Source organism: Phenylobacterium sp., from assembly GCF_035276905.1.
Taxonomy (GTDB): domain Bacteria; phylum Pseudomonadota; class Alphaproteobacteria; order Caulobacterales; family Caulobacteraceae; genus Phenylobacterium.
On the sequence record NZ_DATELG010000428.1, the window covers coordinates 1 to 14751 of the forward strand.

Annotated in this window: 17 protein-coding genes; 3 read left to right on the forward strand and 14 right to left on the reverse strand. The window is 70.8% G+C overall.

Annotated elements, in window-relative coordinates:
- The first annotated feature begins 220 nt into the window (after positions 1-220).
- A complete protein-coding gene (locus VJS38_RS20410; RefSeq protein WP_324089984.1) occupies positions 221-430 on the forward strand; it encodes a hypothetical protein in 210 nt (69 codons plus the stop codon).
- Between the two features lie 9 nt (positions 431-439).
- On the opposite strand, the gene VJS38_RS20415 is transcribed toward VJS38_RS20410, so the two are convergent.
- The 7 genes from VJS38_RS20415 to VJS38_RS20445 all read right to left on the reverse strand — a co-directional run bounded on the left by VJS38_RS20415 (position 440) and on the right by VJS38_RS20445 (position 7119).
- Positions 440-1012: a MarR family transcriptional regulator gene (locus VJS38_RS20415; protein ID WP_324089985.1), complete on the reverse strand. Its 573-nt coding sequence runs from the start codon at positions 1010-1012 to the stop codon at positions 440-442.
- A gap of 93 nt (positions 1013-1105) precedes the next feature.
- On the reverse strand, positions 1106-1681 hold the full coding sequence (locus VJS38_RS20420; protein ID WP_324089986.1) for an inner membrane-spanning protein YciB: 576 nt from the start codon (positions 1679-1681) through the stop codon (positions 1106-1108).
- Complete coding sequence (ftsY, locus tag VJS38_RS20425) at positions 1678-2622, reverse strand: signal recognition particle-docking protein FtsY (RefSeq protein WP_324089987.1); 945 nt, start codon at positions 2620-2622, stop codon at positions 1678-1680. Before ftsY ends, VJS38_RS20420 begins: the two co-directional genes overlap by 4 nt.
- Before the next feature lie 31 nt (positions 2623-2653).
- Positions 2654-3979, reverse strand: coding sequence for a tRNA (N(6)-L-threonylcarbamoyladenosine(37)-C(2))-methylthiotransferase MtaB (gene mtaB / locus VJS38_RS20430; protein WP_324089988.1), 1326 nt, complete (start codon positions 3977-3979; stop codon positions 2654-2656).
- Positions 3976-4797 carry a diaminopimelate epimerase gene (gene dapF / locus VJS38_RS20435; protein ID WP_324089989.1) on the reverse strand — a complete coding sequence of 274 codons (822 nt, stop codon included), beginning with the start codon at positions 4795-4797 and terminating at the stop codon, positions 3976-3978. Before dapF ends, mtaB begins: the two co-directional genes overlap by 4 nt.
- A gap of 57 nt (positions 4798-4854) precedes the next feature.
- Entirely contained in the window at positions 4855-6126 is a 1272-nt protein-coding gene (locus VJS38_RS20440; protein ID WP_324090000.1) for a hybrid sensor histidine kinase/response regulator, read from the reverse strand.
- A 99-nt stretch (positions 6127-6225) separates the two neighbouring features.
- Positions 6226-7119, reverse strand: coding sequence for a hydrogen peroxide-inducible genes activator (locus VJS38_RS20445; RefSeq protein WP_324089990.1), 894 nt, complete (start codon positions 7117-7119; stop codon positions 6226-6228).
- A gap of 136 nt (positions 7120-7255) precedes the next feature.
- On the opposite strand from VJS38_RS20445, the gene VJS38_RS20450 reads away from it, so the two are divergent.
- Positions 7256-7654: a hypothetical protein gene (locus tag VJS38_RS20450; protein WP_324089991.1), complete on the forward strand. Its 399-nt coding sequence runs from the start codon at positions 7256-7258 to the stop codon at positions 7652-7654.
- A 7-nt stretch (positions 7655-7661) separates the two neighbouring features.
- Here VJS38_RS20450 and VJS38_RS20455 read toward each other — a convergent pair whose 3' ends face one another.
- The 6 genes from VJS38_RS20455 to VJS38_RS20480 form a co-directional block, all read right to left on the reverse strand.
- Complete coding sequence (locus VJS38_RS20455; RefSeq protein WP_324089992.1) at positions 7662-8072, reverse strand: EVE domain-containing protein; 411 nt, start codon at positions 8070-8072, stop codon at positions 7662-7664.
- Between the two features lie 51 nt (positions 8073-8123).
- Positions 8124-8975, reverse strand: coding sequence for a glutamate racemase (locus VJS38_RS20460; protein ID WP_324089993.1), 852 nt, complete (start codon positions 8973-8975; stop codon positions 8124-8126).
- A 49-nt stretch (positions 8976-9024) separates the two neighbouring features.
- Positions 9025-10077, reverse strand: coding sequence for a DNA polymerase III subunit delta (holA, locus tag VJS38_RS20465; RefSeq protein WP_324089994.1), 1053 nt, complete (start codon positions 10075-10077; stop codon positions 9025-9027).
- Positions 10078-10096: 19 nt separating this feature from the next.
- Positions 10097-10579, reverse strand: coding sequence for an LPS assembly lipoprotein LptE (lptE, locus tag VJS38_RS20470; RefSeq protein ID WP_324089995.1), 483 nt, complete (start codon positions 10577-10579; stop codon positions 10097-10099).
- A gap of 86 nt (positions 10580-10665) precedes the next feature.
- The gene (leuS, locus tag VJS38_RS20475) at positions 10666-13260 is read right to left on the reverse strand and encodes a leucine--tRNA ligase (protein WP_324089996.1); all 2595 of its coding nucleotides are present in this window, start codon (positions 13258-13260) and stop codon (positions 10666-10668) included.
- A gap of 87 nt (positions 13261-13347) precedes the next feature.
- Positions 13348-13815 (reverse strand): DUF3576 domain-containing protein, encoded by a 468-nt coding sequence (locus VJS38_RS20480; protein ID WP_324089997.1) that lies wholly within the window; start codon positions 13813-13815, stop codon positions 13348-13350.
- 272 nt (positions 13816-14087) lie between these two features.
- On the opposite strand from VJS38_RS20480, the gene VJS38_RS20485 reads away from it, so the two are divergent.
- The gene (locus VJS38_RS20485) at positions 14088-14474 is read left to right on the forward strand and encodes an NtrZ family periplasmic regulatory protein (protein WP_324089998.1); all 387 of its coding nucleotides are present in this window, start codon (positions 14088-14090) and stop codon (positions 14472-14474) included.
- Here the strand turns inward: VJS38_RS20485 and VJS38_RS20490 are convergent.
- The coding region (locus VJS38_RS20490; protein ID WP_324089999.1) for a thiamine phosphate synthase at positions 14464-14751 on the reverse strand (288 nt) is incomplete at its 5' end. The genes VJS38_RS20485 and VJS38_RS20490 overlap by 11 nt on opposite strands.

The window sequence follows — 14751 nt, forward strand, 5'->3', positions numbered from 1 at the left end:
CGGGCGTGCAGCGCCTGGCGCGGGCGCTGCCGCAGGGCGATCCGCCCGCGCGACCGCTGCGTCCCGGCTCGTTGCTGGACATCCGGGTCTGAGGCGAAAACGTGGCAAGATGGCCACGATCCGAACAGAACCATCTAACCGCCTCAAACTTAACCCTATTTTATCTGCAACGGGTTTTGCTCGACGGAGTTTTCAGCGGACGGCCAAAGAAGGTGTTCCGATGAGCAGCCGCAAACAGCGGGTCAAGGCGGAAGCCTCCGCCCTGTGGCGGGAGCTTTACGACGAGGCGCCGCCGACCAGCGTGGAGGGCGCCGACATGCTCGACATGATGCTGAAGCGGCTGCCGCCGACCGCCTCGTACGAGCGGCTCAACTCCCCCTACCTGCACCACCGCGCGGGCGTCAGCTGGCCCAAGCGCAGCGGCCGCTAGGAACAAGCCTCAGGCCGCTTCCTTCTTCGCCTTCTTCTTTTTCTTCTTCAGCAGCGACTCGACCGAGACCACCTGCGGCGCCGGCGCCTTGCGGGCCCTGGCTGCGGCCTTCTCGCGCTTGCGCTCCTGGACCTCGGCGCCGTCGATCAGGTCCTGCAGCAAGGCGACGAAGGTCTGCCGCCGGCCGCCGCCGGAGATCAGCTTCAGGAGCCGCGCGTCGGCCGCCGCCATCTTCGGCAGCGCCTCCTCCAGCACGGTGCGACCGGCCTCGGTCAGGCTGACGGCGTTGGCGCGCGCGTCGAACGGCGAGCGCCGGCGCTCCAAGAGCCCCTTGGAGATCAGCCGGGCGGCCATCTCGGCCATGGTCGAGCGGTCGATGCCGGTCATCCGCACGAGGTCGGTCTGGGTCGCCCCGTCGTGCTCGGCGGCCGCGGCGAGCACCGCGAACTGCCGCTGGGTGATCGCGCCCGCGCCAAGCTCCTCGGCGTAGACGTCCAGTGCGAGCTGCACCGCCCGGTGCAGCAGATGGCTGGGCGAACGGTCGAGCGCCGAGGCGCTCTTCGGCGTCTTGATCTTGGCCATGCCTGCCTGTCCCCTTCAGACCCGCATCGTGCTCAGCGCAAGGTAGAGCGCCTATGCGTCTGTTTGACGACAGACGATATCATGGCCTGGTCGTCAGCCGGCCGCCGGCGGTTCCTCCGACGGGTCCGGCGTGTGTTTCAGGATCAGCGGCATCTGCGCCAGGGTGAAGACGAAGACCGCCCCCATGGCCGCCAGTTTGGAATAGCCCCAGCCGACGTCGCCGAGCACGTGGCGCGCCACTTCGTTCGCCCCGGCGAGCGCCAGGAAGAAGATCGCGTAGCGGAGCGTCAGCACCCGGACCACCGGGTCGGGCAGGTGGAACGTATCGCCCATCAGGGTGCGCAAGGGGTTCTTCCCGCGCGCCAGGCCGGCGAACAGGAAGCCGGCGAAGCCGACGTAGAGGATGGTCGGCTTCATCTTGATGAAACGAGCGTCGTGCAGCACCAGCGTCAACGAGCCGAAGATAATCGCCATGACCGCGGTGGCCAGCGCCATCGGCGGGATGCGGCGCTCGAAGACCAGGCCGACGACGACCGCCGCCGCCGCGCCGACGACGAGACCCCAGGTCGCCTGCACCAGGTTGCGCGTGACCGCCAGGGCGATGACGAAGAAGGCCAGGCCCGCATAGTCGACGAAGCCGCGGACCCAGCGGCGGCTCTGCTCGTTCATCGCGCCGCCTCCTCCAGGCCCACCAGCGAGCGGGCGAAGGCGCGGGCGTCGAACGGCTGCAGGTCGTCGATCCCCTCGCCCACCCCGATCAGCTTGATCGGCGAGTCGGAGGCCTGGGCGACCGGCACCAGCACCCCGCCGCGGGCGGTGCCGTCGAGCTTGGTCATGACGATGCCGGAGACGCCGATCTGGTTGCCGAAGATGTTTTCCTGGGCGAGCGCATTGCGACCCACGGTGGCGTCGAGCACCAGCAAGGTCTCGTGCGGGGCGTCGGGATCCAGCTTCTTCACGACACGGATGATCTTCAGGAGCTCGTCCATCAGCCCCTGCTTGTTCTGCAGCCGGCCGGCGGTGTCGATCAGCACCACGTCGTAGCCTTCCGCCCGGCCGCGCTCGACGGCGTCGTAGGCCAGGCCCGCCGCGTCGGAGCCGGTCGGGCGGGACATGAAGTCGGCGCCGGCGCGCTCGGCCCAGACCTTCAGCTGCTCGACGGCGGCGGCGCGGGAGGTGTCGCCGGCGGCGATCAGCACCTTGGCCCCGCGCGATCGCAGGTCGGCGGCGATCTTGCCCAGCGTCGTGGTCTTGCCCGAGCCGTTCACCCCGATGAAGAGGACGATGTAGGGCCGGGGGCCGGACAGCGGCTCGAAGTCGCCCTGGCGCAGGGCCAGCTCGTCGCCGATCGCCTGGGCCAGCGACTCCTTGATCTCCTGCTCGTCGACGTTCTTGCCGAACTTCTCGGCGGCGAAGCGTTCGGTGATGCGCTGGGCCGAGTGCGGGCCGAGGTCGGCCTCGATCAGCATCTCCTCCAGCTCGTCCAGCTTGGCCTGGTCGAGCGCAACCTTTTGCGTGAAGACGCTGGTGATCTGCTCGCCCATCTGCTTGGACGAGCGCGACAGCCCTTGCGTGAGCCGCTGGAACCAGCCGCGTTTGGGTTCGGTCATGCGCGCCTTCTATCCGGCCCCTTGCGCCACGTCACGCGCGCTTCCAGGCTGGGACGGAGGCCCGGGCGACCAGGCGCTTGCCGTCGTGACCGGTCATGACCAGCGGCCGGATCTCGCCCGGCAGGCCCTCGCCCTCGAAGGCGATCTCGGTGAAATCTTCGGCGCGGGCCACGCCCGGCCGCTCGACCAGGGCCGACAGGGTGCGGCCGGCCTGGCGCGCGAGGTGCCGGGCGAGCCCGACCTCGCCCGCCGCCCGCAGCCGTGCGGCGCGATCCTTCACCACCGTCTTCGGAAGCTGCGGCATCCGGGCCGCCGGCGTGCCTGGCCGGGGGCTGAACGGGAAGACGTGCAGGAAGGCGAGCTGCGCCTCTTCGACCAGCGCCAGGGTGTTGGCGAACATCTCCTCGGTCTCGGTCGGGAAGCCGGCGATCAGGTCGGCGCCGAAGGCCACATCGGGCCGCACGGCGCGCACCTCGGCGACCAGCTTCAGCGCGTCGCCCCGGCTGTGCCGCCGCTTCATCCGCTTGAGGATCATGTCGTCGCCGGCCTGCAGCGACAGGTGCAGGTAGGGCATCAGCCGCGGCTCTTCGGCGAGGCAGCGCAGCAGGTCGGGATCGATCTCGGCCGCATCGATCGAGGACAGCCGCAGCCGCGGCAGCTCCGGGACCAGCTTCAGGATGCGCGCCACCAGCTGGCCGAGCGTCGGCCGGCCGGGCAGGTCGGCGCCCCAGCTGGTGATGTCGACGCCGGTCAGCACCACCTCGCGGTAGCCCTGGGCGGTCAGCCGCCGCACCTGCTCGACCACCTCGCCGGCCGCGGCCGAGCGGGAGTTTCCGCGCCCGTAGGGGATGATGCAGAAGGTGCAGCGGTGGTCGCAGCCGTTCTGCACCTCGACATAGGCGCGCGCACGGTCCTTCAGCCCATCGATCAGGTGGCCGGCGGTCTCGCGCACGCTCATGATGTCGTTGACGCGCACGCGGCCCTTCTCGGGCGAGGCGGCGTAGGCGCCGGCCTGGCTCTTCTCGGCGTTGCCCAGCACCAGGTCGACCTCGGCCATGCCGGCGAAGGCGGCGGGATCGATCTGCGCCGCGCAGCCGGTGACGATCAGCTTCGCGTCCGGCCGTTCGCGCCGCGCCTTGCGGATCGCCTGGCGGGCCTGGCGCACGGCCTCGTTCGTCACCGCGCAGGTGTTGAACACCACCGCATCGGCGAGCCCATCCTGGGCCGCCCGCCTGCGGATGACCTCGCTCTCGTAGGCGTTGAGCCGGCAACCGAAGGTGACGATGTCGACGCCGTCGGCGTCGGTGTCGCTGGAGAGCGCCCCCTCCGTCTCGGCGCGGTTCAGTTCGAAGCTCACTTGAGCTCGCCCGCGAAATCGACCGCCGCCGGGCCGGTCATGATCACCCGGCCGTCCTCGCGCCATTCGATCAAGAGCTCGCCGCCGTCCAGCTCCATCACAGCGGCGCGGTCGGTGAGGTCGCGGCGCGCCGCCGCCACCAGGGCCGCGCAGGCGCCGGTGCCGCAGGCCTTGGTCAGGCCCGCGCCGCGCTCCCAGACCCGCAGGCGGATGCGGCCGCGGTCCTTGACCTGGGCGAAGCCGACGTTGACGTGTTCGGGAAACAGCGGATGGCGCTCGACCGCGGGACCGGCCTCGGTGACCGGCGCGGTCTCGATGTCGGGCACGAAGAAGACCACGTGCGGATTGCCCATAGATGCGCAGCCCGCCGGCTCGCAAAGCGCCGGATGGTCGTAAAGCTTCACGTTCAGCGCGCGCGTGTCATGCGGCTCGGAAAGCGGGATCTCGGCCCATTCCAGCCGCGGCGCGCCCATGTCGACGCTGACGAGGCGCTCGCCGGCGCGGGTCGCGACCAGCCGAGCGGCCTTGGTCTCGATGACCGCCTCGTCCTTGCCGCTGGACTGCATCAGGAGCCAGCCCACGCAGCGCGTGCCGTTGCCGCAGGCCGAGACCTCCTCGCCGTCGGCGTTCCAGAAGCGCACGCGCGCATCGGCCCCCTCCGCAGGTTCGATGGCGATCAGCTGGTCGCAGCCGATGCCTGTCGCCCGGTCGGCGATCGCGCGCACCTCGGCCGCGCTAGGGGCGAAGGGGGCGCTGCGGGCCTCGACGACGACGAAGTCGTTGCCGAGCCCGTTCATCTTCAGGAACGGACGGCTCATGGCCGCGGACATATAGGTCAGAACGGCCGCGAAGGCACGCCGCCCGCGCCCGGAGTCTCAGCGCCGCGCCGCGCCTCGGCCTTCGGCGCCTGCGGCCGCCTCGACGGCGGCGGCCATCGCCGTCGCCAGCTGGGCGAACTGGATCGGCTTCGGCACCAGGCAGTCGATGCCGGCGGAGAGAAATTCCGAGGCCGCGCGGGTCGACGCCTCAGCGCTGACGGCGATGATCGGCGTGCGGCGCCGCCCGGCCGCGGTCTCTGCGGCGCGGATCGCGCGCGTCGCCTGGAGCCCGTCCATCACCGGCATGCGGATGTCCATCAAGAGCAGGTCCCAGTGCGCCCCGCGCCAGGCCTCCACCGCCGCTTCGCCGTCGCCGACGACGTGAACGTCGATGCCCGCCTGGCCGAGCAGGGTCTTGAGCACGAGCTGGTTGGTCGGATTGTCCTCGGCGGCCAGCACCCGCAGGCGCTGATCGGCCAGCTCCGCGACGGCCTCCGGTTCCGGCGTGAAGCCGCCGAGCTCGGCGTCCAGGGAGCTGTAGGGGTCGAGCAGGTCGTCGATCACCGTGCGCAGCGCCTCGCCGGAGTCGCGGATGACGTCCAGCCGGTCGAGCTGTTCGGGGGTCAGGGGGTCGATCCGCATCGCCTGGGCCATGCCGAGGACGCCGTTCAGCGGGGTCCTGAGCTCGTGGCTCATCTGCCCCAGGAAGTCATCCTTCTCGACCCGGGCCGCCTCGGCGCGCTGGCGTTCGCTCCGGGCCTCCTGCAGGGCGCCCTGGAGACGGCGGGCGCTGGCGACGCTGCGGCGGATCGCCGAGCCGACGGCGACGACGAACAGGGCGCTGACGAGGGCGGTCATGCTCATGATCGGCCGCTCGGCGGCCGGTCCCATGGCCCAGGAGATCAGCGGCAAGGTCAGCAGCGAAACCACGAACGGCGCGCAGCCCGCCCACAACAGCCGCATCGAGACGCCGGGCTTGAGCGCGACGCTCGCCGCCCCGCCGGCCAGCAGCATGATCGCCAGGGGGCGTCCCGCCCAGCCGCCAGCGAGCCACAGGAGCACGGCGCCGGCGGCGAAGCTCGTGGCGCTGAAGGCTGCGGCCAGGCTGAAGGACAGGTCGCGTTCGAGCGCGGGACCTTCCAGGATCTCCTGCGCCGGCGGCGCGAACGGCAGCACAAGGACCTGGACCGCGACCGCCGCGGCGAACCAGATCCAGGGCCAGGCCGCGCCGCTGGACAGCAGGGCGCCGGCCAGGGCGATGATCAGGACGGACGACAGCCGCGCGGGAAGCTCACGCAGGCGCGCCGCGGCGCTTCTCAGCCAGCTCACGTCGGGCAATGCGGGCGTCCTCCCCATATTGGGTAGGGTGCAATCAGAGGTGTTAAAAATAGCTGAGCCTACACCAGATCCGTGAGTAATCCGGTGCGCTCAGGAGGTACGCAGGGTCTCGGCCAGCAACTTGCCCTCTACGCCGCGGTTCGAGCCGGCGCGCCAAGCGACCACAATCTCGCGGCTCGGGTGGGCCGCGTCGATGCGGCGCACAGCCACAGGGGCGGCCTGGGCGAGGCCGGCGTCGACCGCCATCGCCGGCAGGAAGGTGACGCCGAGCCCCGAGCCCACCATCTGCACCAGGGTCGGCAGCGAGGTGGCCGCGAAGCTCTCCTCCTCGGTGGTCTTCGGCGGCTTCAGTCTGCAGGCGGCGAGCGCGTGCTCGCGCAGGCAGTGGCCGTCCTCGAGCAGGATCAGCCCCTCACGCTCCAGCGCCTCGGGCGTAGCCGAGTCCAGGCGGGCCAGCGCGTGGTCCGAGGGCACCGCCGCCATCAGCTCGTCGTCGCTGACATGGGCCCAGCCCAGACCCGCCATGTCGTAGGGCAGCGCGATCAGGGCGGCGTCCAGCTGGCCGGCCTTGAGCGCGGCGATCAGCCGATGGGTCAGGTCCTCGCGCAGGAACAGGCGCAGCTTGGGGAAGCGCTCGCGCAGCAGCGGCAACGCCCGCGGCAGCAGGAAGGGCGCGATCGTCGGAATGACCCCCAGGCGGAACCGGCCGGTGAGCGGCTGGCCGGCGTTCTTCGCCGCCTCGATCAGCTCCTCGGCCTCGTTGAGGATGGCGGTGGCGCGGCGCAGCGCCTCCTCGCCGACGGCGGTCAGGATGACGCCCGAGCGGGCGCGGTCGACCACCGGCGCGCCCAAGGTCCGCTCCAGCTCCTGGATCCCCGCCGACAGCGTCGGCTGGGTGACGTGCGCCGCCTCGGCGGCGCGGCCGAAGCTGCCCTGTTCGGCGAGGTGCTTGAGGTACTGGAGCTGGCGAATCGTCGGGAGCATGACCCGTAGATAGGTCGAGCCTATCGATCTCGCAAAACCAATCGACCGGATGAAGGAATGAGGGTTTCCAAGCTTGAACCCCGCCCCGCGCGGGGAGGATAAACAGCCGACAGGGCCTCTGACGATGGAGGCGACGATGAACACCCTTCCTGACGTGCTGGCGGGACTGATGCTGCTGGCCGCCGCAGCCCCGGCCGCGGCCCAGCACGGCGGCCACTTCCACGGCGGCGGAGGCTTCCATGGCGGCGGTTTCCACGGCCGGGGATTCCATGGAGGGCATTTCCACGGCGGCCGCTTCCATGGCGCCCCTTTCTGGGGCTTCGGCCTGGGGCTTGGCTACGGCTACCCGTGGTACGGCTACGGCTATTCCTCCACCTACTCGTCCCACTACGACTATGCGGGCCCCTTCCCCCCTGGCTCGACCCGGCTGGACGCCTCCTGCGGCACCTGGATCTGGCATCCTGAGACCTACAGCTACGGTTGGCTGGCGTGCGGCGCGACCTCGGAGGTCAACGTCCCGATGAACGCGCCCTAAGCGGGGCTCACGCCTCGCCGGCCATCTGCAGGATCGTCGCCCACTCCGCGTCGCTGACCGGCGAGACCGACAGCCGCGACTGCCGCAGCATCGCCATCGCCTCGAGCTTCGACTCGGCCTTCATCTCGGCGAGGGTGACCGGGCGCTTCAGCGCGCGCACCGGCGCGAGCTCCACGGCGACGAAGCGGCCGGAGCGGTCGGATTCGTCGGGGAAGGCTTCCTTCACCACCTTGGCGATCCCGACCACGTCCAGGCCTTCCTGGGAGTGGTAGTAGAACACCTCGTCGCCGGTCCTCATGGCCTTGAGGTGCAGGGCCGCGGCGTTGTTGCGCACGCCGTCCCAGACCGTGCGGCCGTCACGCTCCAGGTCCGCATAGGCGTATTTCGCCGGCTCCGACTTCACCAACCAGTGCGCCATTGGCTCCTCCACTTCCGGTCGCGCCGATAGCATCGTCTAATCGGCGGCCTTTCAAGCCGCTTCGAAGGTCAGCGGCGCGCCCCAGAAGGTCTCGACCAGGCTGTGCTGGGCGCCGGGCCGGCCGGTGGTCAGGAACCGCCGCACGCCGCCCCGGCCGGGATCGAACTCCGGATGCCGCTCGAGGTAGCGGGCCAGCGCATCGGCGGTGGCGTCGGGCTGGTGGATCAGCGGCGTTCCCGCCGGCAGGGCGGCGCGGAACATGTCGGCGACGATCTCGTAGTGGGTGCAGCCGAGGATCGCCCGGTCCGGCGCGCGGCCGATGCGCGTGGCGAGCGCGCGCACGTGCTTTTCGACGTCGATCGCCAGCTCGACCGCGCCGACGCCGGTCTCGATCATCCGCGCGAGGTCCGGGCAGGGCTCGGAGAAGACCGCCACGTCCTGCCGCCGCTTGTCGATCTCGATCTCGTAGACCCGGCTCGCCGCCGTGGCGGGCGTGCAGAAGACCCCCAGCACGTCGAGCTTCTCGACCTTGTCGCCGCGCCGCTCGGCCTCGTGCTCCCAGGGAAGGCCCGTGGCCGCCTCGATGGTCGGCACGATGATGCCCAGCACGTTCACCGACCGGCCGAGCTCGCGGCGATAGCCGGGAAGCCAGGTCTGCTGCAGCCGGCGCAGCGCCACGGCCGCGGCGGTATTGCAGGCGAGCACGACGAGGTCGCAGCCAGCCGCGAACAGCTGCTCGCAGCCGGCGCGGGTCAGGGCGACGATCTCCTCGCCCGGCCGGCCGCCGTAGGGGGCGTTGGTCTGGTCCGCCAGGTAGATGAAGTCCGCGGTCGGAAACCGCTCGACCAGACGATGGTGGACGGTCAGGCCGCCCACCCCGGAATCGAAGACGCCTATGGCCATGCCTAGTGGTAGCCGGCGCAGCTCGCGCCGCGCAACCGCGCAGGATCCTTCAAAGCCCCAATCGTCTCGCGCGCGATGCGATCGTCAGCGCCAGGCGCTCGGCGATCAGGTGATCGGGCGAGCCCGTGGTCTTGCAGGCGCGGTCGGCGGCCAGCACCTCCGGCTGGATGCGGTCGAGCTCCTCCAGGCTCCAGGCGCGCGCCTGGCGCAGGAACTCGCGCTCCTGCTTCCAGAACACGCCCGAGGCCTTGGCCGCCTCCTGCAGGCCGGCGCCGCTCTTGTGCAGGGTGAGCGCGCGGCGCAGCCGGCCAAGATACTGCCCGATCGCGCGCACGGCGGCGGGCCCGGCCTCGCCCTCCTGGCGGGCTCTGCGGATGCCGGCCTGGGCCTCGGCAATGCGCCCGCCGAAAGCGTCGGCGGCGGCGTCGAACAGCGAGGCCTCCGGCTCGACGCCGAGGAACGCCTCGAGGTCGGCGGGGGTGGCGGTCAGGCCGCTGCCGGGCCCGAGATAGAGCGCCAGCCGCTCGATCTCCTGGCGGGCGACGCCCCGCTCCTTAGGCATGCGCGCGACGAACAGGCTGAGCGCATCGGCGTTGAGCGACAGGTTGTCCTTGGAAAGCGTCTCCCGGACCAGCCGCGCGACGTCGCCGGGCTCGTCCTCGTAGCAGGGGATCACGGCCGCGCCGGCGGCTTTCTCGGCCGCCTTGCGTAAGGCCGACTCGCGGCCGAGCGCGCCGGCCTCGATCAGGAAGAAGGCGTCGGGATTGAGCTCGCCGGCCGCATGCCGCGTCACGGCCTCGGCCGCCAGCTTGTCGACGCTGGCCTTTTCGCCGCCGAACCTGAGGCGCACCAGCCGGCGCCCGCCCATCAGCGACTGGGCGGCGAGTTCGTCCTCCAGCCGCGCGGGATCTTCGCTGAGGTCGCCGTCGGTCAGCTGGGCGACGTCGAACGGGTCGTCCGGCCGGTCGACCATCCTGGCGGCCAGCTGGTTCGCCCGGTCCCGCACCACGCCCATGTCGCGGCCATAGATCAGGGCGGCGCGGATCTGCGGGTCCGGGCGCGCGAGGTAGCGCTCGATGTCGGGGCGTTTCGAGAGAATCACCCGCGGGTCTCTTCGAAGCTCAGGTCGCCGCCTTCGCCCCGGTGGCGGCGAGCCAGGCGGAGACCTCCAGCTGGATCTTGCGGGCCACCTCGTCGGCGGCGCGCTCCTGGGCGTCCTGCTGGGCCGAGATCGCCGCATAGGGCTGGTCAGCGGAGTCGTAGGTGAGCTCGGCCCGCACCGAGCCGCGCTTGGCCAGTGCGCCCGACGCGACGGCGTTCAGCTCATAGCTGGCGATCATCACGTACTCGTAGCGGGTGGCGACGTTGTCGATCCGCACGCCGCGCGGATAGCGGCTCTCGTGCACCACAAGGTGCATGCGGTAGGTCGGGGCCGAATCGAGGTTGCGGCCGAACGCGTCGTCCAGGTGCTCGCGCAGCAGGTAGCCGGCGCGGCCCTCCGGCGCGACCACGTCGACCGACGCCCGGTTCGAAGCCACCCCCTGCTGGGCGTAGAGCGGCGTGAAGCCGCAGCCCGACAGGGCGAGCGCGGCGGCGACCAGCACGCCGGCCGCCAAAACGCTTCTCGGCAGAACGCTTCTCGGCAGAACGCTTCTCGATCGCTTGAGCACAGCCACGCCCCTCATCCCGCTCAGGCCGCCACGATGTTGACGATGCGGTCCTTGACCACGATCACCTTGCGGATCGTCAGGCCCTCAAGGCGCCGTGCGATCTCCGGATCGTCAAGCACGATCTTTTCGACCTCGGCCGGCTCGGCGCCCGCCGGCGCCGAGATCTCGCCCCGGCGCTTGCCGTTGACCTGCACCGGAAGCACCTTCACCGCGTCCTCGGTCAGCGCCGGGTCGAACTCCGGCCAGGGCGCCTCGACGACCATGCCCGCCCCGCCGATGCGCGCCCAGGACTCCTCGGCCAGGTGCGGCGTGAAGGGCCCGATCAGCCGGGCGAAGGCCGACAGCGCCTCCTGGCGGGCCGCCAGCAGCGCCGCAGACGCGCCCTCGGCCGGGTTGGCCTTCAAGAGGTTGAGGAACTCGTAGAGCCTGGCGATGCCGGAGTTGAAGCGGAAGGTCTCGATCGCCTCGGTGACCTGCTTGACCAGCTTGTGGGTGGCGCGGCGCAGCGCGGTCGCCGCCGCGTCCTCTCCGCCGCCGGCGCCATCGCCGCCGGGGGCCGCCGCCGGCTGGCTGTCGAACTCCTCCCAGACCCGGTTGACGAAGCGCCAGGCGCCCTGGACGCCGCCGGTGCTCCACTGGGTGTCACGCTCGGGCGGGCTGTCGGAGAGCACGAACAGGCGGGCGGCGTCGACGCCGTAGACCTCGAAGATGTCGCCGGGCGCGACGGTGTTCTTCTTGGACTTCGACATCTTCTCGACGTCGCCGATGACCAGCGGCTCGCCGGTCTCGACCAGGACCGCGGCGCGTATGCCGGCTTCGGCCTTCAGCTCGACCGCGCCCGGCTCAACCCACTCGCCGTTCTGCCGGCGGTAGGTCTCGTGCGTCACCATGCCCTGGGTGAAGAGGCCGGCGAACGGCTCGCGCACCGACAGCATCCCCTCGTCCGCCAGCGCCTTGGTGATGAAGCGGGCGTAGAGCAGGTGCAGCACCGCGTGCTCGATGCCGCCGATGTACTGGTCGACCGGCAGCCAGTAGTCGGCCGCGGCCTTGTCGATCGGCTCGGCCGCGTGCGGATCGGCGAAGCGGGCGAAGTACCAGGAGCTGTCGACGAAGGTGTCCAGCGTGTCGGTCTCGCGCGTCGCCGGGCCGCCGCAGATCGGGCAGGCGGCGTGCTTCCAGGTCGGATGGCGCTCGAGCGCATTGCCCGGCTTGCCGAACTCCATGTCGTCGGGCAGGGCCACCGGCAGCGCACTACGCGGCAGCGGGACCACGCCGTCCTTCTCGCAATGCACCACCGGGATCGGGCAGCCCCAGCCGCGCTGGCGGGCCACGCCCCAGTCGCGCAGGCGGAACACCGTCGCCCCCTGGCCGTCGCCGTCGGCCTCGATCCGCGCGACGGCGCGGGCCTTGGCCTCCTCCACCGGCAGGCCGTCCAGGAAGTCGGAGTTGAAGATCGCGCCCGGGCCGACATAGGCCTCGTCGCCCACCTGGAAGGTCGCCGGATCCTCGCAGGGCGGCAGCACCACCGGCTTCACCGGCAGGCCGTACTTGCGGGCGAAGTCGAGGTCGCGCTGGTCGTGCGCCGGGCAGCCGAAGATGGCGCCTGTGCCGTAGTCCATCAGGATGAAGTTGGCGATCCACACCGGCAGTTCCTGGCCGGCCGCGAACGGATGCCTGACCCGAAGGCCGGTGTCGAAGCCGATCTTCTCAGCGGTCTCGATCTCGGCCTCGGAGGAGCCGCCCCTGCGGCACTCGGCGACGAAGGCGGCGACCTTCGGGTCGGCGCCGGCCAGTCGCTCCGCCAGCGGATGGTCCGCCGCGACGCCGACGAAGGCGGCGCCGAACAGGGTGTCGGGCCGCGTCGTGTAGACCTCGATCCCCGCGTCGAAGCCCTGCGGGGCGGCGCCGGCGAAGTGGAACCGCAGCCGCGCGCCCTGGGAGCGGCCGATCCAGTTCTCCTGCATGACGCGGACCTTCTCGGGCCAGCGGTCGAGGGTTTCAAGATCGTCCGTCAGCTGATCGGCGTAGTCGGTGATGCGCAGGAACCACTGGTTCAGCTTGCGCTTCTCGACCACCGCCCCGGAGCGCCAGCCGCGGCCGTCGACCACCTGCTCGTTGGCCAGCACCGTCTGGTCGACCGGGTCCCAGTTGACCGTCGCCTCGCGGCGATAGACCAGGCCGCGCTTGAACAGCTCCAGGAACCAGGCCTGCTGCTGGCCGTAGTAGGCGACGTCGCAGGTGGCGAACTCGCGCGACCAGTCGATCGACAGGCCGAGCTCCTTCAGCTCGTCGCGCATCCGGGCGATGTTGTCGTAGGTCCAGCCCTTGGGATCGACGCCGCGTTCCATGGCGGCGTTCTCGGCCGGCAGGCCGAAGGCGTCCCAGCCCATCGGGTGCAGCACCGAGAAGCCCCGCGCGCGCTTGAAGCGGGCGATGACGTCGCCCAGCGAATAGTTGCGCACGTGGCCCATGTGCAGGCGTCCCGACGGGTACGGGAACATCTCCAGCACATAGTACTTGGGCCGCGTCGGGTCCTGGACGGCGCGGAAGGATTGGGCGTCAGCCCACGCCTCGCGCCACTTCGGTTCGGTCTCTTTGGGATTGTAGCGGGCCATGGCAGGCGGCCTTTGGACTGGAGTTGCCGGTCCGGTCAACGGGCCATTGAACGCGGCCGCGCCGAGCTTCGAGCGAGGTGGGGCCGATCAGCCCTTGACGTTCGAAAGTCGAAGCTGGCGCGCGCGCGTCAGGATGGCGTTCTCGATGTCCGTCTCGGTCTGGGCCGCGGTCGCCGTATCCACCCAGTTGCCGGCCGCGTCGCGCTGCTGCTTGAACACCGAAACCTTCAGGCCGTCGGCGCGCAGGCGCGAATCCAGGATGTAGACGGTGCACTTGAAGCGCTCGTCCGGCTTTTCCGGATTGGTGTACCAGTCGGTGATCACCGTGCCGCCGTAGGGGTCGGCCGAGGCCAGCGGCATGAAGGCCAGGGTGTCGAGGGTGGCGCGCCACAGATAGCCGTTGACCCCGATGCCGCCCGCGCTCGCCGCCGGGGGGGCGGGCGCTTTCGAATGCCCGACCAGGGGGACGTGCGAACAGCCGGCCAGGCCCGCGAGCGCCAGCGCCGCGACGCCGGCCGAAACGCGCTGCATCCAAACTCCGCGCACAAACGGCATATCTATCCGTCTCCTAGTGAAATTCAGCGCGCACATGTTCTTGCGCCATGACGCCGCCCCGCGCCGCGCCCTCTATAACAACGCCATTCACGGCGCCAAACAGGAATCGCGTGGCCCGCCCGCCACAGGCCCGCAGGAACTCGCCCTGGCCGGACCCGCGCGAACATGGATTCGATTGACCGCGGCGAAAGCTGTTCTCTAATCGACCTCGACCATTCGCAAAAATGTCGTGTCGTAATGCGAGTGGGGGGTCTAGGGGTTATATGTTTCCTATGTCGGGCCGCCGCGTCAGCCTGTTGATCGTCGCGACCGCGCTGTTTGGCGCGGCGGGCGGCGCTGCGCAGGCCGCCGACAAGTCCAAGCCCGTAGACCTCACCGTCCATAGCGATGTTACGTCGATGCCCAGCACCGGGACGCGCGCCCTGCGCTGGGATGCGCGCAAAGGTCGCTGGGGCGTGACCCTGAACATGGACCAGTCGGACGCCCGCCCGCAGTCGGGCAACGACGTGCAGGCCGGCGCCTACTACCACATCACCCCGTCCCTGCGGGTCGGCGGCGCCGTCGCCCTCAGCGACGAGAAGGTGAACCCGGGCCCGAAGAAGATCGGCTCGGAAGAGAGCCAGCCGCGCGTGCGGCTGGAATCCTCCTTCAAGTTCTGAACCCCTCCACCGCCGCCAGTCCGGCGAGGCCGACGCTCCGCAAGCGAGCGGCCGTGCGATCGTTCACCCCGCCCAGCGCATAGACCGGCAGGCCCGCGGCGCGGACGAGGTTCGCCAGCCTCAGCGCGCCGATCGGCGGCCCGGCGGACGGGCTGCGGCTCGCGAAGACCGCCGAGACCACCGCCGCATCGGCCCCCGCCGCCTTGGCGCGCCGCACAGCGGCCGGCGAATGGGCCGCCGCCGTGACGATCCAACGCCGGTTGCGCGACCGCACCGC